We start from the raw sequence: 21966 nt of genomic DNA, 5'->3' as shown, positions 1-21966 counted from the left end.
TCCACGTGGAACAGCGCATCCGGCGGGACCCGGGCGCAGCCTCCGGTACGACGCCGGACCCCGGTGGCATGCTGCCCCCCAGCCGCCGCCGGGTGGCCGGGGCCCGGGGAGGACCGCTGATCGGCTACGTCGCCGCCGCGCTCGGCGGCGCGCTGGGCTCGCTGGCCCGCTGGGGGCTGGGTCTGGCTCTCCCCCACGACCCCGGCGCCTGGCCGACGGCGACGCTGGTGGTCAACCTGACCGGCTGCCTGCTGCTCGGGCTGCTCGCCTTCGCGCTGTTCACCCGGCACCCCCGTTCGCCCTGGCTGCGCCCGTTCCTCGGCACCGGTGTCCTGGGCGGCTGGACCACGTTCTCCACCTTCGCCGTGGACGCGGTGCAGCTGGCCGACGCCGGCCGCGGGGCCGCGGCAGCCGGCTACGTGCTCGCCTCGGTGGCCGGCGGGGTGCTGGCCGCGGCGGCCGGTGTCCGGCTGGGCCGGGCGGTCCCCGCCGCACGGGAGGCGCGCCGGTGACCGCGCTGCTGGTGGTGCTCGGCGCGGTCGTCGGGGCGCCGCTGCGGCTGTTCGCCGACCGGGTGGCCGGTGCGCGGCGCGGTGGGGCCAGCGTCCTGGGCACGCTGACCGTCAACGTCGTCGGCAGCGCGGTGCTCGGCGTCCTGCTCGGCCTGCGCGACGTCCCGCCCGCCGTCGTGGCGCTCGTGGGCACCGGCTTCTGCGGCTCGCTGACCACCTTCTCCACCTTCGGCACCGACGTCGTCCGGCTGGTCGAGCAGCGGGCGGTGCTCCGCGCGGCCGGCTACGTGGCCGGGTCGCTGGTGCTCGGTCTGGGCGTCGCGGCACTCGGGTACGTGTTGGTCCGGTGAACGGTCCCTCCGCCGCGCCACGGGCCACGCCCGTCCCCTAGGGTCGGCGGTGATGAGCGAGACAGCGGGAACGCAGGTCCGGGCCGACAGTCCGGTGGTCGTGGTCGCCAACCGACTCCCGGTCGACCAGGTCACCGACGCCGACGGGACGACGCGCTACCAGCGCAGCCCCGGGGGCCTGGTGACGGCCCTGGAGCCCTTCGTCGCCGGCCGCGGCGGTGCGTGGGTGGGCTGGTCGGGTGCGGCCGGGGACGCCCCGGAGCCCTTCGAGTCCGGCGGCATGCAGCTGGTCCCGGTGCCGCTCTCGGCCGAGGAGGTCGACCGCTACTACGAGGGCTTCTCCAACGCCTCGCTGTGGCCGCTCTACCACGACGTGGTGGAGAAGCCGGAGTACCAGCGCAGCTGGTGGAACAGCTACGTCGAGGTCAACAAGCGCTTCGCCGACCGGGCCGCCGAGGTGGCCGGCGAGGGCGCGGTCGTGTGGGTGCACGACTACCAGCTGCAGCTGGTGCCGGCGCTGCTCCGCCAGCGCCGGCCCGATCTGACCATCGGGTTCTTCCTGCACATCCCGTTCCCGCCCTTCGAGCTGTTCACCCAGCTCCCCTGGCGTTCGGCGATCATCGAGGGCCTGCTGGGCGCGGACCTGATCGGCTTCCAGCAGCCCGCCGGGGCGACCAACTTCGTGAACCTGGCCCACCGGCTGCACGACCTGCCCACCGAGGGCAGCACGGTCCGCTACGAGGGCCGCACGGTGACCGCGAAGTCGTTCCCGATCTCCATCGACGTCTCCTCCTTCGACGAGCTGGCCCGCACCCCCGAGGTGCTGGCCCGCGCCGCGGAGATCCGCGAGGAGCTGGGCCGGCCGGACAAGATCGTGCTGGGTGTCGACCGGCTCGATTACACCAAGGGCATCGGCGTCCGCCTGGAGGCCTTCGGGGAGCTGCTGGACGACGGCGCCATCGAGGCGCCGGGCACGGTGCTGGTCCAGGTGGCCACGCCCAGCCGCGAGCGGGTCGAGCACTACGTGACCATGCGCGAGACGATCGAGCAGCAGGTCGGGCACATCAACGGCCTGCACGGCTCGACCGCGGGGCCGGCGGTGCAGTACTTCAACCAGTCGATGCCGCGCGAGGAGCTCGCCGCCCTCTACCGGGCCGCCGACGTCATGCTGGTGACCCCGTACCGCGACGGCATGAACCTGGTCGCCAAGGAGTACGTGGCCGCCCGCGGCGACGACCAGGGCGTGCTGGTGCTCAGCGAGTTCGCCGGTGCCGCCGCCGAGCTCACCCAGGCCCTGCTGGTGAACCCGCACGACATCGACGGGGTCAAGACCCAGCTGCTGCGGGCGCTGCGGATGGAGCCGGCCGAGGCCGCCGAGCGGATGCGGTCGATGCGCGCGCACATCACCGAGCACGACCTCGACCACTGGGCCAACTCCTTCATCGAGTCGCTCCAGGCCCAGGTGTGACGGCTGCAGGTGTGACGGGTGCGGGTGTGACGCCGCTGGAGGCCGCGCTCGACGAGCTGGCCACGCGGCGGCCGCTGCTGCTGGCCAGCGACTACGACGGGGTGCTCGCCCGGCTGCGCGACGACCCGGACACCGCCGTCCCCGAGCCCGGGGTCGCCGACCTGCTCACCCGGCTGGCCGCCGTCGAGGGGGTCACCGTCGCCCTGGTCAGCGGTCGCGGGGTCGCCGACCTGCAGGCGACCAGCGGGCTCACCGGGCCGTTCCGCTGGGTGGGCAGCCACGGCGCGGAGTTCGACGGTCCGCTGGCCGGCGATCTCGCCGCCCGCCGCGACGCGCTGGCGGACGCGCTGGCCCCGTTGGTGGCCGCCGTGCCCGGTGCCCGACTGGAGGTCAAGCCGGCGAGCGCCGCGGTGCACGTGCGCACGGTCCCCGACCGGTACGCCGCCGCCCGACTGCTCGCCGACGCCGCGGCCGGCCCCGGGTCCCACCCGTCGCTGACCGCCAAGCCCGGCAAGGACGTGCTGGAGCTGGCCGTCACCGACGCCGACAAGGGGTCCGCGCTCGTCCGGCTGCGCGACGAGCTGGGTGCGGCGGGCGTGCTGTACCTCGGCGACGACGTCACCGACGAGGACGGTTTCACCGCGATCGCCCCCGACGGGCTCAGCGTCAAGGTCGGCGAGGGCGCGACGGTCGCCCGGTACCGGGTGCCCGACCTGGACGGCGTCCGTGCCCTGCTCACCCGGCTGGCCGGAGCCCTCGGCGCCTGATCGGCCCCGGACGCCGTCGAGCCGGGTGCGGTAGACCGCACCCGGCTCGACGAGGAGAGGGCGGCGGGGCCGCCCTCAGGTCACCGCGGCTCCCCGCCGCGCTGCGGGGAGTCGCCGGAGGTCTCCACCGACACCGCGTCGGTGGTGCCGTGCTGGTGGTGGACGACCTCGACGTCGTGCACCGCCTCGCTGAGCACCGCGGGGACCGCCTTCTTCGGCAGGAACCGCTTGACCACCGGGAACAGCAGGACGAACGCGACGATGACGTAGACGACCACCGACATCGGCTCGATGAGGCCGCCGAGGTCGCCGTTGCTGATCTGCAGCGCCTGCCGCAGCTCCTCCTCGGCGAAGGGGCCGAGGATCACCCCGATGATGGCCGGCAGCAGCGGGATGCCGTACCGCCGCATCATGAAGCCCAGCCCGCCGATGACCAGCAGCAGGAACAGGTCGAAGGTGTTGGCGTTCGACGCGTAGGCCCCGAGGCTGGCGAAGAAGAGGATCCCGGCGTACAGGTACGGGCGGGGGATCCGCAGCAGCTTGGCCCAGAGCGGGGCCAGGGGCAGGTTGAGCAGCAGCAGCACCGCGTTGCCGATGAAGAGGCTGGCGATCAGGCCCCACACCAGCTCCGGCTCGGTGGCGAACAGCCGCGGCCCGGGCTGGATGCCGTAGCTCTGGATGGCGTAGAGCATCACGGCGGCGGTCGCCGTGGTCGGGATGCCGAGGGTCAGCAGCGGCACCAGGCCACCGGCGGCGGAGGCGTTGTTGGTGGCCTCGGGCCCGGCCACCCCTTCGATCGCGCCCTTGCCGAACTCCTCGGGGTGCTTGGACAGGCGCTTCTCGGTGACGTAGGAGAGGAACGTCGGGATCTCCGCGCCACCGGCGGGGATGGCCCCGAACGGGAAGCCGATGAACGTGCCGCGCAGCCACGGCTTCCAGGAGCGCCGCCAGTCCTCCCGGCTCATCCGCGGGTTGCCGACCGGGATGACCTGGAGCGGGCGCCGGCGCAGGTGCGCCGCCGTCCACAGGGCCTCGCCGACGGCGAACAGCCCCACCGCGACGACGACGACGTCGATGCCCGAGGCCAGCTCGTCGACTCCGAAGGTGAGCCGCTGCTGGCCGGAGGTGGCGTCGATGCCGATGAGCCCGATGGCCAGGCCGATCCCGAGGGCGGCCAGACCGCGCACCCGCGAGCTGCCCAGCACCGAGGTGACGGCGATGAAGGCCAGCACCATCACCGCGAAGGTGTCGGCCGGGGAGATCTGCACGGCCAGGTCGGCCACGACGGGTGCCAGCAGCGCCAGCAGCAGGGTGGCGATCGTGCCGGCGACGAACGAGCCGATCGCGGCGGTGGCCAGGGCCTGGGACGCCCGGCCGGCGCGGGCCATCTTGTTGCCCTCGATGGCGGTCACCACCGAGGCGCTCTCCCCTGGGGTGTTCAGCAGGATCGACGTCGTCGAGCCGCCGTACATGCCGCCGTAGTAGATGCCGGCGAACATGATCAGCGCCGTCGTGACGTCCAGGCCGCGGGTGAGCGGCAGCAGCAGTGCCAGGGTCATGGCCGGGCCGATGCCCGGGAGCACGCCGATGGCGGTGCCCAGCAGCACGCCGAGGAAGGCGAACAGCAGGTTGGTCGGGGTGAGCGCGGTGCCGAACCCGTCGATCAGGGAGGAGAACGAGTCCATCAGAGGATCCCCTTCAGGACGCCCACCGGCAGGCTGATGCCCAGGCCGAGCACGAACAGGTACCAGGAGCCGACGCCCAGGACGAGGGCGATGACGACGTTGCGCACGTGGTGGCGGCTGCCGAGGGCGAAGGCCGATCCCCAGAACAGGATGGCCCCCGACAGCGGCCAGCCCAGCGGCTCGATGAGCAGGGCGTTGGACAGGAAGGCCACCGCGAGCAGGCCGACGGTGCGCCAGTCGGTGCCCCCGCCCAGCTCGACGTCCTCCCCGCCCTCGGGCTCGCCGCGGCCGCCGCGCACGACGTCGACGGCCAGGAAGACGCCGGTGAGGACCAGCAGGCCGCCCACGACCATGGGCACCGCGCCCGGGCCGACGGGCCCGCGGGCGATCCGGCTCTCCGGGAGCATGATCGCCGAGACCAGCACGACGAGGCCGATCACCCCGAGGAACAGGGCCACCCCGAGCTCGGAGCGGCCCTGCTCCACGGTGCTGCCCCGGGGGGCAGAGGTCACGCCAGCCCCAGCTCGGTCAGCACGCCCTCGACGCGCTCGCTCTCCGACTCCAGGAAGGCGCTGAACTCCTCGCCGGTGGTGAAGGCGTCGGTCCAGCCCTGGTCGGTGAGGACCTGCTTCCACGCCTCGCTGTCGTGCATCTCCGTGACCGCGTCGACGTAGGCCTGCGTCTGCTCCGCCGACAGCTCCGGCGGGGCCACGATGCCGCGCCAGTTGGTGAAGGTGAGGTCGATGCCCTCGTCCTGCAGCGTCGGTGCGTCGACGCCCGCGACCGCCTCCTCGCTGGTGACGGCGAGGATCCGCACCTGGCCCGCGGCGGCGGGCTCGGTGACCTCGCCGATGCCGGTCGCGGCGAAGGCGATGTCCTTGCCCAGGATGCCGGCCAGCAGTTCGCCGCCGCCGTCGTAGCTGACGTAGTTGACGTCGGTCGGGGTGACCCCGACCTCCTGCGCCAGCAGCATCGGGGTCAGGTGGTCCGGACCGCCGGGGTTGGAGGCGCCGCCGACCGGCGTGGCGCCGGGGTCGGCCTTCCACGCGGTGACCAGGTCGTCCATGCTCTGGAACGGGGAGTCGGCGGGCACGACGATCGCCTCGGCCTCCTCGATCAGCTGTGCGATCGGCGTCGTCTGGTCCAGGGTCGCCTCGGACTGGTTGCTGAACTGCGCGCCGACCACGCCGAGCCCCATCTGCATGAGGAGCTTGTCGTTGCCCTTCTCGTTGACCAGCCGCTGCAGGCCGACCGTGCCGCCGGCGCCCTCGAGGTTGAAGACCTCCAGACCCGTGGCCAGCTCCTCGTCCTCGAGGACCTTGCTCCACTCGCGGGCGGTGGTGTCGTAGCCGCTGCCGGGGGAGTTGGGCACCATGACCCGCAGTCCGGTGATCGGACCGGACTCCCCGCCCGCGGCCGCCGAGCCGCCGTCCGCGGTGGTGCCGCAGCCGGTGAGCACGAGGCCGGCGGCGACGATGCCGACGGTGAGCTTCCGAGCGGGAGCAGTGCGCATTGTTCCTCCTGGATGTCGGGCGGGATGCCGCCGCGTGACAAGGAAGGTGGCAACGATGGTGGCCCATGTCACTCTTGCGTGCGCAGTGCGCTTTGTGGTCGTTGTGTCCACGCCGCGCCGTGCCCCAGCGGCCGTCGCGCGGCCGCGCGGCGCTCCCCTCAGCAACCGGTCAGGAGGTCAGGTGTGAAGCGGCGACTGTCGCTGGCCGGTCAGCTGCTGGCCCTGCAGGTGGTCATCGTCTGCGCCGTCCTGCTGGGGGTCGCCGCGGTCACCGTGGCCCAGACCGCGCAGCGCGCCCAGGAGACCGAGGGCCGCCGCGCGCTCGCCGTGGCCGAGACCGTGGCCAACACCCGGCTCATCCGCGAGGCGCTCGAGCGCGGGGAGGAGACCTACGTCCGGGTGGCGGCGGAGAGCAGCCGCAGCGTCTCCGGCTCCGGGTCGGTGGTGGTGGCCGCGCCGGACGGCCGGATCATCGCCACCGCGGAGCCCGACGAGCTCGGGGACCCGCTGGTGGTGGGGGAGAGCACGGTGCTGCAGGGCCGCGCCTGGGTCGGGGAGGGCGTCCTGCACGGCGACTCGGCCGCGGTCGCCATGGTGCCGGTGCTCGGCGGCACCGGCGGCGGCCTGCTGGGCCTGGTCGCGGTCGAGCGCGAGTACCCCACGCTGGCCGACGGGCTCGCCGCCGCCGCCCCCAACCTGCTCACCTACCTGGGCCTGGCCAGCGTCCTGGGCATCGTCGGGTCGCTGCTGGTCGCCCGGCGGGTGAAGCGGCAGACCCTCGGCATGGAGCCCACCGAGATCGCCGGCCTGGTCGAGCACCGCGACGCGATGCTGCACGGCATCCGCGAGGGCGTCGTCGGACTGGACCTGCAGGGCCGGGTGACGCTGGTCAACGACGAGGCGATCCGACTGCTGGGCATCCCCGGGGACGCGCTGGGCCGCACGCTGGCCGACCTCGGGGTCGGTGCGGAGATGCGCGAGGTGCTGCTGGACCGCGAGGTGACCCGGGACCGGCCGGTGGGCAGCGCCGGCCGGGTGCTCGTGGTGAACCGGCTGCCGATCTCCAGCCGAGGACGGGCGCTGGGCTCGGTGACCACGCTGCGCGACCGCACCGAGCTGCTGGAGCTGCGGCGCGAGCTGGAGCTGACCCGGCACGTCACCGACACCCTCCGGGCGCAGGCGCACGAGTTCAGCAACCGGCTGCACACCATCGCCGGGCTCATCGAGCTGGGCGAGGCCGACGAGGCGGTGCGGCTGGTGCACCGGATCAGCTCCAGCCGCTCGGAGTTCAGCGCGGTGGTCGCCGGCGCCGTGCGCGACCCCTCGGTCGCGGCCCTGCTCATCGCCAAGGCCAGCCAGGCCGACGAGCTCGGCGTCGACCTGCGCATCGCCCCGGACTCCGCGCTGCCGGTGCTGGACGACGAGCTGAGCACCGACGTGGCCACCGTCGTGGGCAACCTGGTGGACAACGCGATGGACGCCGCCGCGCTCGCGCCGCACCGCTGGGTCGAGGTGGGGCTGGGCCTCGTCGACGGTGAGGTCGACGTCGTGGTGCGCGACTCCGGCGCCGGGGTGCCGCCGGGGATGGAGCGGGAGGTCTTCCGCCGGGGTGTGACGAGCAAGGACGTCGCCCGTTCCTCGCCCGGCGGGCCGGGAGAGCGGGGCATCGGGCTGTCGCTGGTGCACCTGGTCTGCACCCGGCGTGGCGGGGAGGTGACGGCGACGTCGATCGGCGGGTCCACGTTCAGCGCCCGGCTGCCCGCGGAACCGGCGTTGGTGGACTCGTGATCGGCGTCCTGATCGTCGACGACGACTTCATGGTGGCGCGGGTGCACGCCGGGTTCGTCGCGGCGCTGGAGGGCTTCGAGGTGGTCGGGACGGCCTCGACCGGGGCGCAGGCGCTGGCCGAGGTCGACCGGCTGGCCCCGGACCTGGTGCTGCTGGACGTCTACCTGCCGGACATGACCGGGCTGGAGGTGCTGCGCCGGCTGCGGGCCGCCGGTGCGCCCACCGACGCCATCGTGATCAGCGCCGCCCGGGACGTCGACAGCATCCGCAGCGCGCTGCACGGCGGCGTCCTGCACTACCTGGTCAAGCCCTTCGACCGGCGCACCTTCAGCGCCCGGCTCACCGACTACGCGGCGCTGCGCGGGGAGCTCGCCGAGCTCCGGGAGGTGGGGCAGGGCGACGTCGACCGGGTGTTCGGCCGCGCCCGCGGGGCCGCGCCGGCGCCGGCGGCGACCCCGAAGGGCATCGCGCCGGAGACGCTGGAGCTGGTGCGCCGGGTGCTCCTCGACGCCGGCGCCGACGGCCTGTCGGCCACCGAGTGCAGCGAGCGCACCGGGCTGGCCCGGGTGAGCGCCCGCCGTTACCTGGAGCAGTTGGTGACCCTGCAGGACGCCGACGTCCGGCAGCGCTACGGCACCGCGGGCCGTCCGGAGCGGCGCTTCACCCTGCGCGCGGCCCGGCGCCCGGACTGAGCCGGCCGGACGAGCCGGCCGCCAGGTGCCGCCCGGGTGCACGGAAGGAACGAAAGATCCGTTAACGCCGCAAGGCTGCCGACCCGGCAGGCGTCGGCGATCATCCGTGCATGACGATCGTCGTGGGGTACGTCCCCACCCCCGAGGGGGAAGCCGCGCTGACCGCCGCCATCGCCGAGGCCCGGCTGCGCGAGCAGCCGCTGCACCTGGTCAACAGCTCCCGCGGGGACGCCCTCGCCGACCCGCGCTTCGCCTCCGACGACGCACTGGCGACGGTCCGGGCGCGGCTGGAGGAGGCCGGCGTGGTCTTCGAGATCGCCCAGGAGGTGCGGGGGCACGAGGCCGCCGAGGAGGTCGTCGAGGCCGCGGCCCGGGTGCAGGCCAGCCTGATCGTCATCGGCATGCGGCGTCGCAGCCCCACCGGGAAGCTGCTCACCGGCAGCCAGGCCCAGCGGATCCTGCTCGACGCGCCCTGCCCCGTGCTGGCGGTCAAGGCCACGTACTAGCCCTCAGCGCGCGCCGAGGGGCAGGTCGAGGTCGTCGAGCACCCCGCCGGTGTCCTGGCGCAGGGTGGCCACGATGGTGGCCAGCCCCTGCGCCAGGTGCGCGGCGCAGGCGGCGGCGGCCTCCTCGGCGTCCCCGGCCGCCAGCGCGTCGACCATCCGCAGGTGCTCGACCAGGGAGGTCTCGATCCGCGCCGGGTCGAGGTGGGAGAGGTTGCGCAGCCGGGCGCTGTGCGGGCGCAGGTCGGCCAGCACCCGCTGCAGGTGCGCGTTGGGGCAGGCGTCGGCCACTGCCTGGTCGAAGCGGTCGGCCAGCGCGTAGAAGGCCGCCGACCGGGCCGCGGACGGCGAGCGGCGCTGCAGCCGCACCAGCTCGGCCCGCACGCGCGGGAGCTGCGCGTGCAGCGGGGAGCCGGGCGCCCGGGCGGCCTGGCGCATCGCCTCGGGCTCCAGCAGCGCCCGCAGGTCGTAGAGGTCGCGCACGCTGCGCAGCGACACCCGCGACACCCGGGCGCCCTGCCGGGGGGCCAGCTCGACCAGCCCGTCGGCGGCCAGCCGGCGCAGCGCCTCGCGGACCGGGGTGCGCGAGGCACCGGTGCGCGCGACGAGGGCCAGCTCGCCCAGCGGCGCACCGGGGGGCAGCGTGCCGGCCTCGATGTCGGCCCGCAGCTGCTGGTAGACCAGCTCGCCCTTGCCCGGGCCCGGGGCAGCGGCGGCGGTCACCGGCCGGCCCCGGCCGGGGGGAAGGCGACGCCGGTCTCGGTGCCCAGCGCACGCAGGGCGGTCAGCGACCCCTCGGACAGGCCGACCCCGCCGGCGGTCAGCGCGGCGGCCTCGGCCCGGTCCTCGACCTCGCCGGGGTAGAAGACCTCGTCGAACCCCTGCGCCAGCGGCACGCCCTTGACCTCGGCGATCAGCTGCTCGACCCGGGCGCCGTAGCCGGCCTCGTCGCCGAAGGCCGCCGGGTCCAGGGCGAGGAACAGGTGGCCGGCGCCGCTGCGCGCGGTGGGCTCGTAGGGGCCGTGCACGTCGCTGCCCACGCTGCTGCCGGTGAGCGCGCCGGAGAGCACGTCCATCAGGAAGGTGATCGCGTAGCCCTTGTGCCCGGCCATCGGCAGGATCACCCCGCGCACGCCCTCGGCGGCGTCGGTGGTGGGCGCGCCGTCCGCGGTGAGCGCCCAGGTCGCCGGGATCGGCTCGCCCCGGCTCTCCGCCAGGTACACCTTGCCCCGCGCCACGGCGGTGTTGGCGATGTCGACGGCGACCACCCGGCCACCGGGTGCCGGTGCGGCGATGGACCACGGGTTGGTGCCCAGCACCTTCTCCCGGCCGCCCCAGGGCGCCATCGCCGGGCTGGCGTTGGTGGTCAGCACCGCGACGCAGCCCTCCCGCGCGGCCCGGCGGGTGAAGTACATGGCGGTGCCGAAGTGGTTGGAGTCGCGCACCCCGACCGCGCCGACGCCGTGCCGGCGGGCGCGTCCGACGGCGAGCTCCCGGGCCCGGTCGGCCAGCACCTGGCCGATGCCGGCCCGCCCGTCGAGGACCACCAGCGGGCCGGTGTCGGTGACCACCTCGGGCCGGGTCACCGCGGTCATGGCGCCGCTGCGCAGCCGGGCGACGTACCAGGGCAGCCGCAGCAGACCGTGCGACTGGTGCCCCCACAGGTCGGCCTGCACCAGGCTGTCGGAGACCAGGGCGGCGTCGTCCGCCGGGACGCCGACGGAGGTGAGCACGGCGGTGCCGAAGTCGCGCAGTGCGTCCGGCGCGAGCAGGTCCTGGGTCATCGGGGTCCCTCCTGAGCGGTGCATCCTGTATACATCTTTGCACACAAGACGAGCTGGAGGACGCCCGATGTTCAGCATGCTGGTGACGCTGCAGGTCCGACCCGGGAGCCAGGCGGAGTTCCGCGCCGGGATCGCGGCCAACGCGGAGGCCTCGGTCCGCGACGAGCCGGGTTGCCTGCGCTTTGACGTCTGTGAAATGGAGGGCGACGAGGACCGCTTCGTGTTCTACGAGCTCTACACCGACGCCGCGGCGTTCCAGGCCCACCGGGACTCGCCGCACTTCCGGCGCTGGCGCGCCGTCGCCGAGCAGACCGTGGTGCCCGGCAGCCAGGTCAACACCGCCGGCAACCTGGTGACCAGCCACGCGGCGGAGCAGTCGGCGTGAGCGCGCCCCGCGGCCCGCAGCCCGCCCACGTCCTGCGACCGGCGGAGATCGAGCGCTTCGACCGGGGCAACGGCGTGGTCACCGTGCCCTTCGTCGGGAGCTGGAACACCGAGGGCAACACGGTCACGACCGGGATGACGGTGTTCGGACCGGGCACGGGCATCCCGCTGCACTCGCACAACGTCGAGGAGACCGTCCTGGTCTTCGCCGGGGAGGCGACCGCGGTGATCGGCGACGAGCGCTTCGACCTGGTGGCCGGTGAGGCCACGTGGGTGCCGGCCGGGGTGCCGCACTGCTTCCTCAACCGCGGCAGCGGCGACCTGACCATCTACTGGGTCTACGGCGGGCGCGAGGTCACCCGGACGATCACCGCGACCGGGGAGACCTTCGTCCACCTGTCCGACGCCGACCGCGGCGCCACCGGTCCGGGGGGCCCGCGGTGACCGGGGTGGTCACCACCGTGGACCCGGCGACCGGGGAGACGCTCGCGGAGCACCCGGCGTGGTCCGACGCCCAGGTCGACGCCGCCCTGGACCGGGCCGCGGCCGTGCAACCGGCGTGGGCCGCCCGGGCGTCGGCCGACCGGTCCGCAGTGCTGCACCGCGCGGCCGCGCTGCTGCGGGCAGGTGCCGAGGAGCTGGCCCTGCTGGTCACCCGCGAGATGGGCAAGCCGCTCGCCGAGGCGCGGGCGGAGGTGGACAAGTGCGCCACCGGCTGCGACTGGTACGCCGCGCACGCCCCCGCGCTGCTGGCCGATGAGCCGGTGGACACCCCGGCCGACCGCAGCTGGGTCGGCTACGAGCCGGTCGGGGTCGTGCTGGCGGTCATGCCGTGGAACTTCCCGCTGTGGCAGGTGTTCCGGTTCGCCGCGCCCGCCCTGATGGCCGGCAACGCCGCGCTGCTCAAGCACGCGCCGAACACCACCGGCTGCGCGCTGGCGGTGGCCCGGGTGCTGGCCGAGGCTGGGGCACCCGAGGGGCTGTTCACCGCCCTCGTCGTGGCCGAGCCGCAGGTGCCCACGGTCACCGCCCGGCTGGTCGCCGACCCCCGGGTGGGTGCGGTGACCCTGACCGGCAGCGAGCGGGCCGGGCGGGCCGTGGGCGCCGCCGCCGGGGGTGCGATCAAGAAGTCGGTGCTGGAGCTCGGCGGCTCCGACCCCTTCGTGGTGCTCGCCGACGCGGACCTGCCCCGGGTCGCGGCCCTGGCCACCCGGGCCCGGTACCTCAACGCCGGGCAGAGCTGCATCTCGCCCAAGCGGTTCGTCGTCGACACCTCGGTGGTCGAGGAGTTCACCGGGCTGCTGCTGGCCGAGGTGGCCGCGTTGGTCGTCGGCGACCCGACGGCGCCCGGGACCGACGTCGGGCCGATGGCCCGGCCGGACCTGCGGGCGGCGGTGCACCGGCAGGTCGAGGCCTCCGTCGCCGCCGGCGCACGCCTGCTGGCCGGCGGCCGGGTGCTGCCGGGGCCGGGGTGGTTCTACGCCCCCACCGTGCTGGCCGGCGTGCGCCCGGGCATGCCCGCCTACGACGAGGAGACCTTCGGTCCGGTGGCGGCGGTGATCGAGGCCGACGGGGACGACGACGCCGTCCGGATCGCCAACGACACCCGCTTCGGGCTCGGGGCGAGCGTGTGGACGGCGGACGCCGCGCGCGGCGTGGCCGTCGCCCGGCGGATCCGGTCCGGCGCGGTCTTCGTCAACGCGGTGGTCGCCTCCGACGTGCGGATGCCCTTCGGCGGCACCGGGGCCAGCGGGTACGGGCGGGAGCTCGCCGCCGCCGGCATCCGGGAGTTCGTCAACGTCCGGAGCTGGTGGGTGCAGGACGCGCCCGCCGGACGGGCACCGACCTCGGAGTAGCTCAGCCCTGCGGACCGGGGTGGCCGTCCACCGCCAGCCGGCGGGCGGCCACCCCCACGGCGGCCAGCGCCCCCGCGCTGGCCCACAGCACCCCGGCGGCCCCGAAGCCCGCGGCCAGCAGCCCGACGGCGCTGGGCAGCAGCACCTGGCCCAGCCGGTTGCCGGTGAGCCGCAGCGACATCGCCCGCCCCCGGGACCCCGGCGGGGCGACCTCGGCCAGCCAGGACATCGTCAGCGGCTGCCCGACGCCGAGCCCGAGCCCCAGCAGCAGCACCAGGACCGAGGTCGCCGGCAGGGGCATCGGCACCGCGACGGCCCCCATCGCGACGGCCGACAGGGCGACGCTGCCGATCATCAGCCGGCGGCGCCCGGCCAGCCGGACGAGCCGGCCCAGCAGCAGGCGGGAGGTCATCGAGGCCAGCGCTCGCAGCGTGAGCAGCAGCCCGACCGCGCCCGCGGCCAGCCCACGCTCGGCGCCCAGGGCGGGCAGGTAGACGAGGGTGATGTCGACCGCGGCGAGCACGACGCAGCTGACCGTCAGCGCCCGCAGCAGCCCGGGGAGCCGCAGCAGGGCGCCCATGCCGCCGGCCTCGGCGGCAGCGCCGGCGGACACCCGGGCCGGGGTGCGCAGCACGGCGGTCACGCCCAGCAGGACGACGGCGAGCACCGTGGCGGCCAGGAACACCGGCCGGCTGTCCGGGAGCGCGCCCGAGCCGCCGAGCACGGTGATCAGCGCGGGGCCGGCGGCCTGCCCGAGGGAGGCGGCGAACGTGTAGTGCCCGAACGCGGTGTCGAACCGGCCCGGGCCGGCGGAGTTCGCCACGGCCGCCTGCTGGGCCACCACCGACAGCAGGTGGCCGGTGCCCAGCACCACGCTGCCCACCACGAGCCCCGCCGCGCCCCCGCGCCCGGTGGCGAAGACGACGGCGGCCAGCACGAACAGGACGGCGCCGGCCAGCATCACCCGCCGCTCGCCGAACCGGTCGGTGGCCTGCCCCGACGGCACGGCCAGCAGCAGCGGGACGACGGCGAAGGAGGCGGTGAGCGCCCCGAGCCAGGCGGCGGGGACGTCGAGCTCCACGGCCCGGTAGGCGGTCATCGGGCGGAGCACGAAGGTGACCACCTGGGTGAGCACCGAGTGCACCAGCAGCAGCCGGAACGCCCTCCCCCCGGCCGTCGCGCTCACCGACGCGCGGCGGGGTCGGCGAGCCGTGCGGCGGCCCGGGCGCCCAGGCTGGTCTCCACGTGCCGGTGCATCAGCGCCGTCGCCGCGTCTCCGTCCCGGTCCACCACGGCCTCCAGCAGCAGCCGGTGCTCCTCGGCACGCCGGGCGAGCTCGGCGGGGGTGCGCTCCTCCTGCAGCGCGTGCCGCCGGTAGCGGTCGGTCTTGTCCCACAGCCCGTCCAGGCTCTGCACCAGCAGCCGGTTGTGCGAGGCGGTGTAGACCGCGGCGTGGAAGCGCCGGTGTCCGGCCAGCTGGCCCGGGGAGGGGTCGGCGGGCAGCGACTCCAGGGCGTCCAGCGCGGCGCGCATCTCCGTGAGGTCCTCGGCCGTGCGGCGGGCTGCGGCGAGTCCGGCGGCCAGCGGGTCGAGGCTCTGCCGCAGTTCGACCAGGTCGCGGGCCTCGGCGGCGTCCAGCGGTGCGACCCGGGCGTCCCGGTGCGCGTCCAGCTCGACCAGGCCCTGCTGGGCCAGCCGCCGCAGGGCCTCCCGCAGAGGGGTGGTGCTGACGCCGAGCTGCCGGGCCAGCGCCGCCTGGGCCAGCACCGTCCCCGGGGGCAGCGACCCGTCCATGACCAGGTCGCGGACCCGCGCGTAGGCGAGGTCGCTCTTGGTCGCGAAGGTCTCCGACACGGCCCCTCCTCATAACGGTGGTGAGCATGAAACCGCAGCCAGGACTTGTGCACCGCCACCTGGTCACCGCTAGGTTATAACCATGACGGAGCACGGGGACCTGCCCGGGCCGGGCCTGCAGCTGGGTGTCCTGCTCGGCGACGGGATCGGGCCGGAGGTCGTGCCGGCCGCGGTCCGGGTCGTCGACGCCGCGCTGCAGGCCGCGGGTGCGGCACCGGTGCGGTGGCGGGAGCTGCCGATGGGTGCCGCGGCCATCGCCAGCCACGGCACGCCGCTGCCGGCCGAGACCCTCGACGTCCTCGCCGGTACCGACGGGTGGCTGCTCGGGCCGGTGGACGGGGTGGCCTACCCCGAGCCGTTCCGGTCCCGGCTCAACCCCAGCGGCGCCCTGCGCAAGCACTTCGACCTCTACGCCAACGTCCGCCCCGCGCGGGCGTTCGGTGCCGGGCGGGCGCTGTGCCCCGAGCTGGACGTGGTCGTCGTCCGGGAGAACACCGAGGGCTTCTACGCCGACCGCAACACCCACGCCGGCACCGGTGAGTTCATGCCCACGCCGGACGTCGCGCTCAGCATCGGCGTCTTCACCCGCTCCCGCATCGAGCGGATCGCCGTCACCGCCTTCGAGCTGGCCCGCCGGCGGCGCCGGCACGTCACGATCGTGCACAAGGCCAACGTGCTGCCGCTGGCCATGGGCCTGTTCCGCGACGTGTGCCGGGAGGTGGCGGCGCGCCACCCCGACGTCGTGGTCGACGACCTGCACATGGACGCCATCACCGTCCACCTGCTCCGCCGGGGCGGTGACTTCGACGTCGTCGTCACCGAGAACATGTTCGGCGACATCCTCTCCGACCTGACCGGCGAGCTCGCCGGCTCCCTGGGCACCGCCCCGTCGCTGAACAGCTCCGACACCCGGGCCGCGGCGCAGGCCGCGCACGGGTCGGCCCCGGACATCGCCGGGCAGGACGTCGCCGACCCGATCGCGATGGTGCTGTCGGCCGGGATGCTGCTGGAGTGGCTGGGCACCCGCCGCGGCGACCCGGCCCTGCTCGACGCCGCGCACCGGGTGTCGGCGGCGGTCCGGAGCACGGTCGCCGCGGGCGTCTGCACCCGTGACCTCGGCGGGACGGCGTCCACGACCTCCTACACCGCCGCCGTGCTCGCCGCGCTGGCCGACCCGTCCCACCACTCCCGACCCCTGGAGGCACTCCCGTGACCGCACCCACCCCCTGGTCCACGACCGACCTGTGCGACGAGCACTCCGAGGCGCAGGTCTGCGCGCCGGTGTTCCTCGTGCTCGGCGGCACGCCCGCCTTCAGCGGCCCGATCACCACGCTCAAGGTCTTCGAGGACAACACCTCCGTCCGCGAGGCGGTCAGCACCCCCGGCGAGGGCCGGGTCCTCGTCGTCGACGGCGGCGGCTCGCTGCGCTGCTCGCTGTTCGGCGGCAACCTCGCGGTCGCGGCGGCGCAGAACGGCTGGGCGGGCGTGGTCGTCTCCGGCGCCGTCCGGGACCTCGCCGAGCTCGAGGCCCAGCCGATCGGCGTCCGGGCGCTGGCGGCCGTGCCGCGCAAGAGCGAGCGGGGCCTGCACTCCAGCGTCGCCGACCGCCCCGTCGAGTTCGCCGGCGTGGTCTTCCGGCCCGGCGAGTGGCTCTGCGCCGACCGCGACGGGGTCGTCGTGCTCCCGGCCGAGCCGCCGCGCGGCTAGACCGCCGCGAGCCGGACACCCGCCCGGCTGTCCCAGTCGCCTCACCGGTGCGTTCCCGCCCCTGCTCCCCCACCGTGACCGCCGTTCCCCCCGGGACGGCGGTCACGGTCGTCCCGGGCCCTGCCGATGCCTCCCAGTACGCCGCAGTACCGCCGCTGACCAGGGCGGACGGTCACTGCAGGGAATTGTCGACAAGGGCACGAAGAACCATTCCGAGTGCCTCACACGACCATTCCCGACAAGCGTGCGCATTCCGCTCGATTCACCTTCAGGTGGATCGGAGGGCGCCGAAACAGCCATCACCGGACGGGGCAGGCCCGCACGGCGCACCAAGGGAAGAGGCAGGCGTGGAAGGTCTGGACGACATCGTCGAGGAGTTCCTCGTGGAGAGCCACGAGAACCTGGACCAGCTGGACCAGGACCTCGTCGCCCTGGAGCAGGACCCACGGTCGCGGGACCGGCTCTCGAGCATCTTCCGCACGATCCACACCATCAAGGGCACCAGCGGCTTCCTCGCCTTCAACCGGCTGGAGGAGGTCGCGCACGTCGGGGAGAACCTGCTGTCCCGGCTCCGCGACGGCGCGCTGGACCTGACGCCGTCCCGCACCAGCGCGCTGCTGATGATGACCGACATCATCCGGGCGCTGCTGGCCGCCATCGAGGCCACCGGCGGTGAGGGGACCGTCGAGGTCGCCGACACCGTCGCGGTGCTCGCCGCCGCCCTGGAGGACGTCCCCACCCCCGCCGCCGAGACGGCCGTGGTCGAGGCCGCCGAGGCCGTCGTCGCCGCCGAGTCCGTGGTGGAGGCCGCCGAGGCCCCCGCCGCTGCGTCCGTGAAGGCCGAGAAGCCCGCCGCCAAGCGGGCTCCCGCCAAGCGCGCCTCCCGTGCCAAGGCCGCCGTCCCGGCGCCGGCACCGGTGCCGGCGATGGAGACCGTTGCCGCCCCGGCCCCCGTCGCCGCGATGCCGTCGGCCCCGCCCGTCACCCCGCCGCCCGCCGCCGCCCCGGCGCCGGCCGCCCCGCTCGCCCCCGAGCCGGGCACCGCCGAGGCCGGCCCCAAGGCCCGCGGCGTCGCCGACAGCACCATCCGCGTCGACGTCGACCTGCTGGACAACCTGATGCTGCTCGTCGGTGAGCTGGTGCTCACCCGCAACCAGATCGTGCAGTACGCCGGCCGGCAGGACGACCAGGACCTCGTCCGCGCCTCGCAGCGGCTGAACCTGATCGCCAGCGAGCTGCAGGAGAGCGCGATGAAGACGCGCATGCAGCCCATCGACCACATCTGGTCCAAGCTCCCCCGCGTCGTCCGCGACCTCGGCCTCCAGCTGCAGAAGAACATCCGGCTGGAGATGGAGGGCAAGGACACCGAGCTGGACAAGACCCTGCTCGAGGCGGTCAAGGACCCGCTGACCCACCTGGTCCGCAACTCCGTGGACCACGGCATCGAGGCCACCGCCGACCGCATCGCCGCCGGCAAGCCGGCCGAGGGCGTGCTCACCCTGCGCTCGCGGCACGAGAGCGGCCAGGTCGTGGTCGAGGTCGCCGACGACGGCGCCGGCATCGACCCGGCCAAGATCGGCCGCAGCGCCGTGGCCAAGGGCCTCGTCACCCCCGACCAGCTGACCCGGATGGGCCCGCAGGACCTGCTGCAGCTGATCTTCGCGCCCGGCTTCTCCACCGCCGCCGCGGTCACCAACGTCTCCGGTCGCGGGGTCGGCATGGACGTGGTCAAGACCAACATCGAGGGCATCGGCGGCACCATCGAGGTCGAGTCGACCGTCGGCCGCGGCACCTGCATGCGGCTGCGCATCCCGCTGACCCTGGCGATCGTCCCGGCGCTGACCATCGAGTGCGCCGGCGACCGCTACGCCATCCCGCAGATCAGCCTTCAGGAGCTCGTCTCGCTGGACGCGGAGAAGGCCTCGGCCGCGGTCGAGGAGGTCGGCGGCGCATCGGTCTACCGGCTGCGCGGCGAGCTGCTCCCCCTCGTGCGCCTGGCCGACGTCCTGGGCCTGCCCTCGGACCGGCACGACGGCCACGTCGTCATCGCCGTCCTCCGCTCGGAGGGGCGCCGGTTCGGCCTGGTGGTCGACCGCGTCATCAACACCGAGGAGATCGTCGTCAAGGCGGTCAGTAGTGTGCTCAAGGCGATCGGGCTGTACTCCGGCGCCACCGTGCTCGGCGACGGCGCCGTCGCGCTGATCCTCGACGTCCAGGCGCTGGCCCGCCGCGCGCTGCGCGCCGAGTCCGCGGACCGGCAGGAGACCCGCGCGGCGATCACCGCCGCGGTCGCCACCCAGGAGCGCCAGCGGATGCTGTTGGCCGCCATCGGCGGCGGCCGCCGGGTCGCCATCCCGCTGGACACCGTCACCCGCCTCGAGCAGGTGCGCAGCGACACCGTCGAGCGGGTCGGGTCGCGGGAGGTCGTGCAGTACCGCGGCGCGATCCTCCCGATCGTCCGGCTCGACCGGCACCTGGGCGCCTTCGGTAACGACGACCGGGAGACCCTCGAGGTCATCGTCTACGCCGACCACGGCCGCAGCGTGGCCATCGTGGTCGAGGAGATCCTCGACATCGTCGACGGCGAGGCCTCGGTGCACAGCGACATCGACGACCTGGGCCTGCTCGGCTCGGCCGTCATCGGCGACCGGGTCACCGAGCTGCTCGACGTGCGGGCCGCGATCCTCGCCGCCGACCCCGCCTTCTACAACCCCCCGCCCGGCATGCCCGACGCCTTCGCCGCCCTCGAGGCCGCCGGCGTCCACCTGATGGAGGTCTGACGTGAGCACCGCCACCGACGCCCGCACCGTGCCCGTCACCAGCCAGCTGGCGACCTTCTGGCTGGACGGCGACCTCTACGGCGTGGAGGTCGAGCACGTCCAGGAGGTGCTGCGCAGCCAGAGCATCACCCGGGTGCCGCTGGCCCCGCCGGCCGTCGCCGGGCTGATCAACCTGCGCGGCCAGGTCGTGACTGCGATCGAGCTGCGCGAGCGGCTCGGCCGCCCGGCCCGCCCGGCCGGCGAGCAGCCGGTCGTCATCGTCGTCCGGCTGCACGGCGAGGCCGTCAGCCTGCTGGTCGACAGCATCGCCGACGTCGTCGACGTCAACGTGCGCGACTTCGAGGCCCCGCCGGACACCCTCGACGGCAGCGCCCGCGACCTCATCCGCGGCGCCTACAAGCTCGCCGGCCAGCTGCTGCTGTCCCTGGACGTCAACCGGGCCGTCGGCACCTGAAGGCCCACCCCCGGTCCGCCGGGGGTGGGTGTCCCACCGCTGCACCACTCCCCCGCCGTCGAAGGCAGGCACCCGGGGGCGCTCTCCCACCCCGCCCACCGGCGGGGCCCGTACGACCCATCCAGCCAGCCAGGAGCCAGACCATGAGCAACGCCGCCTCGCCCGCCCGGTGGACCCGGTGGTTCACCGACCGGCCCCTGGGCTTGAAGATCGGTGCGGTCCTGGCTCTGCTCGTCGTGGTCGTCGCCGGCACCAACGTGCTGTCGATCTCCCGCATGCGTGACATGAACGCGGTGCAGGAGGAGATCTACACCGAGAACCTCCGGCCGCTGAACGACCTGGCCGCCATGCAGCGCGCGGTCGCCGCCTACCGCTCCCGGGTGCTGCAGTACCCGGTCTACACGCCCGCCGACCGGCCGGCCATCACCGAGCAGGCGGCGGAGAAGCTGGCGGACCTGAAGGCCGCCGTCGACTCCTACACGCCCTACATCATCGACCAGGCCGCCGCGGCGACCTTCGAGACCGAGTTCCAGAAGCTCGTCGAGATCAACGAGACCCAGATGATCCCGGCCGCCGACGCCGGTGACCTCGAGGGCTTCGGCCGCCTCTACAAGGACGTCGCCGCGCCGGTGGTGAGCGACTTCTCCCAGGCGCTGGAGGACGAGGGCATCGCCCAGTCCACCCAGGCCCAGGCCCGCAACGCCGAGGCGGCCGCCGCCGCCGACCAGGCCGTGGTCCTCGTGGTGACGACCGCCCTGATCGGGGTGCTCCTGGCCGCCGGGCTCGGCGTGTTCATGATCCGCCGGCTGCTGTCCACCGTCCGCTCGGTGCAGGCCACCGTCGAGGCGATGGCGACCGGCGACCTGACCGTGGTGCCCGAGGTCCGCGACGCCGACGAGATCGGCCAGATGGCCGCCTCGCTCGCCGCCGCCCAGGTGGCCCTGCGCTCGGTGATGGCCTCGGTCGTCGCCTCCTCCGACGCCGTCGCCGCCGCCTCCGAGGAGCTGTCCGCCACCTCCGCCCAGATCTCGTCCTCGGCGCAGGAGACCTCGGCCCAGTCCGGTGTCGTCTCCGCCGCCGCCGAGGAGGTCTCCCGCAACGTGGCCACCGTCGCCGCCGGAGCCGAGCAGATGGGCGCCTCCATCCGGGAGATCAGCCAGAACGCCAACGAGGCCGCCCGGGTCGCCGCGCAGGCCGTCGCCGAGGCCGAGACCACCAACGCCACCGTCGTGAAGCTCGGTGACTCCTCCCGCGAGATCGGCAACGTCGTCAAGGTCATCACCTCCATCGCCGAGCAGACCAACCTGCTGGCGCTCAACGCCACCATCGAGGCCGCCCGCGCCGGGGAGGCCGGCAAGGGCTTCGCCGTGGTCGCCAACGAGGTCAAGGAGCTGGCCCAGGCCACCGCCCGGGCCACCGAGGACATCACCCGCCGCGTCGAGACCATCCAGGGCGACACCTCCGGCGCCGTCACCGCGATCGGCCGCATCTCGGAGATCATCGGCTCGATCAACGACTTCCAGCTGACCATCGCCAGCGCGGTCGAGGAGCAGACGGCCACCACCAACGAGATGTCGCGCTCGGTCCAGGAGGCCGCCGGCGGCTCCACGGAGATCGCCATGAACATCACCGGGGTCTCCACCGCCGCCAGCTCGACCACCCAGGCGCTCGGCCAGACCCAGCAGGCCGTCGACGAGCTCTCCCGCATGGCGAGCGACCTGCGCACCACGGTGGCCCGCTTCACCTACTAGAAGGACCCTGGTGCCCCCCACCGCTCGCACGCTCGCGGCGGGCCCCTGCACCAGGGCCTGACCCCGTCCACACCGACCCCCGCGGCCGCTGTTCCGTCCCCTTCCCCGGGCGGAGCGG

Annotated in this window: 22 protein-coding genes; 15 read left to right on the top strand and 7 right to left on the bottom strand. The window is 74.6% G+C overall.

The features are described from left to right. Positions 1-68: 68 nt before the first annotated feature. From crcB to otsB, 4 genes are read left to right on the top strand one after another with little or no spacing between them, the layout of a single operon-like run. Entirely contained in the window at positions 69-512 is a 444-nt protein-coding gene (crcB, locus tag GCU67_RS05975; protein WP_211660784.1) for a fluoride efflux transporter CrcB, read from the top strand. Then, a complete protein-coding gene (locus GCU67_RS05970) occupies positions 509-862 on the top strand; it encodes a CrcB family protein (RefSeq protein ID WP_163610137.1) in 354 nt (117 codons plus the stop codon). The genes crcB and GCU67_RS05970 overlap by 4 nt, the downstream gene beginning before the upstream one ends. 52 nt (positions 863-914) lie before the next feature. After that, on the top strand, positions 915-2330 hold the full coding sequence (locus GCU67_RS05965) for an alpha,alpha-trehalose-phosphate synthase (UDP-forming) (RefSeq protein WP_163610136.1): 1416 nt from the start codon (positions 915-917) through the stop codon (positions 2328-2330). A 26-nt stretch (positions 2331-2356) separates the two neighbouring features. Continuing rightward, complete coding sequence (gene otsB / locus GCU67_RS05960; protein WP_338104800.1) at positions 2357-3097, top strand: trehalose-phosphatase; 741 nt, start codon at positions 2357-2359, stop codon at positions 3095-3097. Between the two features lie 80 nt (positions 3098-3177). Here the strand turns inward: otsB and GCU67_RS05955 are convergent, their stop codons facing one another. From GCU67_RS05955 to GCU67_RS05945, 3 genes are read right to left on the bottom strand one after another with little or no spacing between them, the layout of a single operon-like run. Next, positions 3178-4782, bottom strand: coding sequence for a tripartite tricarboxylate transporter permease (locus GCU67_RS05955; RefSeq protein WP_163610134.1), 1605 nt, complete (start codon positions 4780-4782; stop codon positions 3178-3180). Further along, positions 4782-5294, bottom strand: a complete 513-nt coding sequence (locus tag GCU67_RS05950) for a tripartite tricarboxylate transporter TctB family protein (RefSeq protein ID WP_163610133.1) — start codon at positions 5292-5294, stop codon at positions 4782-4784. The genes GCU67_RS05955 and GCU67_RS05950 overlap by 1 nt, the downstream gene beginning before the upstream one ends. After that, positions 5291-6295, bottom strand: coding sequence for a Bug family tripartite tricarboxylate transporter substrate binding protein (locus GCU67_RS05945; RefSeq protein WP_163610132.1), 1005 nt, complete (start codon positions 6293-6295; stop codon positions 5291-5293). Before GCU67_RS05945 ends, GCU67_RS05950 begins: the two co-directional genes overlap by 4 nt. 183 nt (positions 6296-6478) lie before the next feature. On the opposite strand from GCU67_RS05945, the gene GCU67_RS05940 reads away from it, so the two are divergent. From GCU67_RS05940 to GCU67_RS05930, 3 genes are all read left to right on the top strand, one after another. After that, entirely contained in the window at positions 6479-8083 is a 1605-nt protein-coding gene (locus tag GCU67_RS05940) for an ATP-binding protein (RefSeq protein WP_163610131.1), read from the top strand. Beyond that, entirely contained in the window at positions 8080-8775 is a 696-nt protein-coding gene (locus tag GCU67_RS05935) for a response regulator (RefSeq protein ID WP_163610130.1), read from the top strand. The genes GCU67_RS05940 and GCU67_RS05935 overlap by 4 nt, the downstream gene beginning before the upstream one ends. Positions 8776-8885: 110 nt before the next feature. Further along, a complete protein-coding gene (locus tag GCU67_RS05930) occupies positions 8886-9281 on the top strand; it encodes a universal stress protein (RefSeq protein ID WP_163610129.1) in 396 nt (131 codons plus the stop codon). Positions 9282-9284: 3 nt separating this feature from the next. On the opposite strand, the gene GCU67_RS05925 is transcribed toward GCU67_RS05930, so the two are convergent. Both GCU67_RS05925 and GCU67_RS05920 read right to left on the bottom strand, forming a co-directional pair. Then, positions 9285-10001, bottom strand: coding sequence for an FCD domain-containing protein (locus GCU67_RS05925; RefSeq protein ID WP_163610128.1), 717 nt, complete (start codon positions 9999-10001; stop codon positions 9285-9287). After that, positions 9998-11062, bottom strand: coding sequence for an Ldh family oxidoreductase (locus GCU67_RS05920; protein WP_163610127.1), 1065 nt, complete (start codon positions 11060-11062; stop codon positions 9998-10000). The genes GCU67_RS05925 and GCU67_RS05920 overlap by 4 nt, the downstream gene beginning before the upstream one ends. Positions 11063-11129: 67 nt before the next feature. On the opposite strand from GCU67_RS05920, the gene GCU67_RS05915 reads away from it, so the two are divergent. The 3 genes from GCU67_RS05915 to GCU67_RS05905 are packed head-to-tail and all read left to right on the top strand — an operon-like array spanning position 11130 to position 13302. Next, positions 11130-11447: a putative quinol monooxygenase gene (locus GCU67_RS05915; RefSeq protein WP_163610126.1), complete on the top strand. Its 318-nt coding sequence runs from the start codon at positions 11130-11132 to the stop codon at positions 11445-11447. Next, positions 11444-11890, top strand: a complete 447-nt coding sequence (locus GCU67_RS05910) for a cupin domain-containing protein (protein WP_163610125.1) — start codon at positions 11444-11446, stop codon at positions 11888-11890. The genes GCU67_RS05915 and GCU67_RS05910 overlap by 4 nt, the downstream gene beginning before the upstream one ends. Before the next feature lie 5 nt (positions 11891-11895). Next, complete coding sequence (locus tag GCU67_RS05905; RefSeq protein ID WP_338104799.1) at positions 11896-13302, top strand: NAD-dependent succinate-semialdehyde dehydrogenase; 1407 nt, start codon at positions 11896-11898, stop codon at positions 13300-13302. 1 nt (position 13303) lies between these two features. On the opposite strand, the gene GCU67_RS05900 is transcribed toward GCU67_RS05905, so the two are convergent. Further along, positions 13304-14488 carry an MFS transporter gene (locus tag GCU67_RS05900; protein ID WP_338104798.1) on the bottom strand — a complete coding sequence of 395 codons (1185 nt, stop codon included), beginning with the start codon at positions 14486-14488 and terminating at the stop codon, positions 13304-13306. Beyond that, the gene (locus GCU67_RS22710; protein ID WP_338104797.1) at positions 14485-15156 is read right to left on the bottom strand and encodes a GntR family transcriptional regulator; all 672 of its coding nucleotides are present in this window, start codon (positions 15154-15156) and stop codon (positions 14485-14487) included. Before GCU67_RS22710 ends, GCU67_RS05900 begins: the two co-directional genes overlap by 4 nt. Positions 15157-15238: 82 nt before the next feature. On the opposite strand from GCU67_RS22710, the gene GCU67_RS05890 reads away from it, so the two are divergent. The 5 genes from GCU67_RS05890 to GCU67_RS05870 all read left to right on the top strand — a co-directional run bounded on the left by GCU67_RS05890 (position 15239) and on the right by GCU67_RS05870 (position 21848). Continuing rightward, the gene (locus GCU67_RS05890; RefSeq protein ID WP_163610123.1) at positions 15239-16369 is read left to right on the top strand and encodes an isocitrate/isopropylmalate dehydrogenase family protein; all 1131 of its coding nucleotides are present in this window, start codon (positions 15239-15241) and stop codon (positions 16367-16369) included. Continuing rightward, positions 16366-16863, top strand: coding sequence for a ribonuclease E activity regulator RraA (gene rraA / locus GCU67_RS05885; protein WP_163610122.1), 498 nt, complete (start codon positions 16366-16368; stop codon positions 16861-16863). The genes GCU67_RS05890 and rraA overlap by 4 nt, the downstream gene beginning before the upstream one ends. A gap of 347 nt (positions 16864-17210) precedes the next feature. After that, complete coding sequence (locus GCU67_RS05880) at positions 17211-19643, top strand: chemotaxis protein CheW (protein WP_163610121.1); 2433 nt, start codon at positions 17211-17213, stop codon at positions 19641-19643. A gap of 1 nt (position 19644) precedes the next feature. Next, positions 19645-20097 (top strand): chemotaxis protein CheW, encoded by a 453-nt coding sequence (locus tag GCU67_RS05875; RefSeq protein WP_269174284.1) that lies wholly within the window; start codon positions 19645-19647, stop codon positions 20095-20097. A gap of 143 nt (positions 20098-20240) precedes the next feature. Further along, on the top strand, positions 20241-21848 hold the full coding sequence (locus GCU67_RS05870; RefSeq protein ID WP_163610120.1) for a methyl-accepting chemotaxis protein: 1608 nt from the start codon (positions 20241-20243) through the stop codon (positions 21846-21848). The last annotated feature ends 118 nt before the right edge of the window (positions 21849-21966 follow it).

This window comes from Modestobacter muralis, assembly GCF_010682105.1.
Lineage (GTDB): Bacteria > Actinomycetota > Actinomycetes > Mycobacteriales > Geodermatophilaceae > Modestobacter > Modestobacter muralis.
This window is presented reverse-complemented; position numbering and strand designations above follow the sequence as displayed.

Excerpts from the sequence above, each read along its gene's own strand:
- GCU67_RS05920 (WP_163610127.1), bottom strand. The coding sequence starts at position 11,062 with ATGACCCAGGACCTGCTCGCGCCGGACGCACTGCGCGACTTCGGCACC.
- crcB (WP_211660784.1), top strand. The coding sequence starts at position 69 with ATGCTGCCCCCCAGCCGCCGCCGGGTGGCCGGGGCCCGGGGAGGACCG.
- GCU67_RS05965 (WP_163610136.1), top strand. The coding sequence starts at position 915 with ATGAGCGAGACAGCGGGAACGCAGGTCCGGGCCGACAGTCCGGTGGTC.
- GCU67_RS05890 (WP_163610123.1), top strand. The coding sequence starts at position 15,239 with ATGACGGAGCACGGGGACCTGCCCGGGCCGGGCCTGCAGCTGGGTGTC.
- GCU67_RS05915 (WP_163610126.1), top strand. The coding sequence starts at position 11,130 with ATGTTCAGCATGCTGGTGACGCTGCAGGTCCGACCCGGGAGCCAGGCG.
- GCU67_RS05955 (WP_163610134.1), bottom strand. The coding sequence starts at position 4,782 with ATGGACTCGTTCTCCTCCCTGATCGACGGGTTCGGCACCGCGCTCACC.
- GCU67_RS05870 (WP_163610120.1), top strand. The coding sequence starts at position 20,241 with ATGAGCAACGCCGCCTCGCCCGCCCGGTGGACCCGGTGGTTCACCGAC.
- GCU67_RS05930 (WP_163610129.1), top strand. The coding sequence starts at position 8,886 with ATGACGATCGTCGTGGGGTACGTCCCCACCCCCGAGGGGGAAGCCGCG.
- GCU67_RS05945 (WP_163610132.1), bottom strand. The coding sequence starts at position 6,295 with ATGCGCACTGCTCCCGCTCGGAAGCTCACCGTCGGCATCGTCGCCGCC.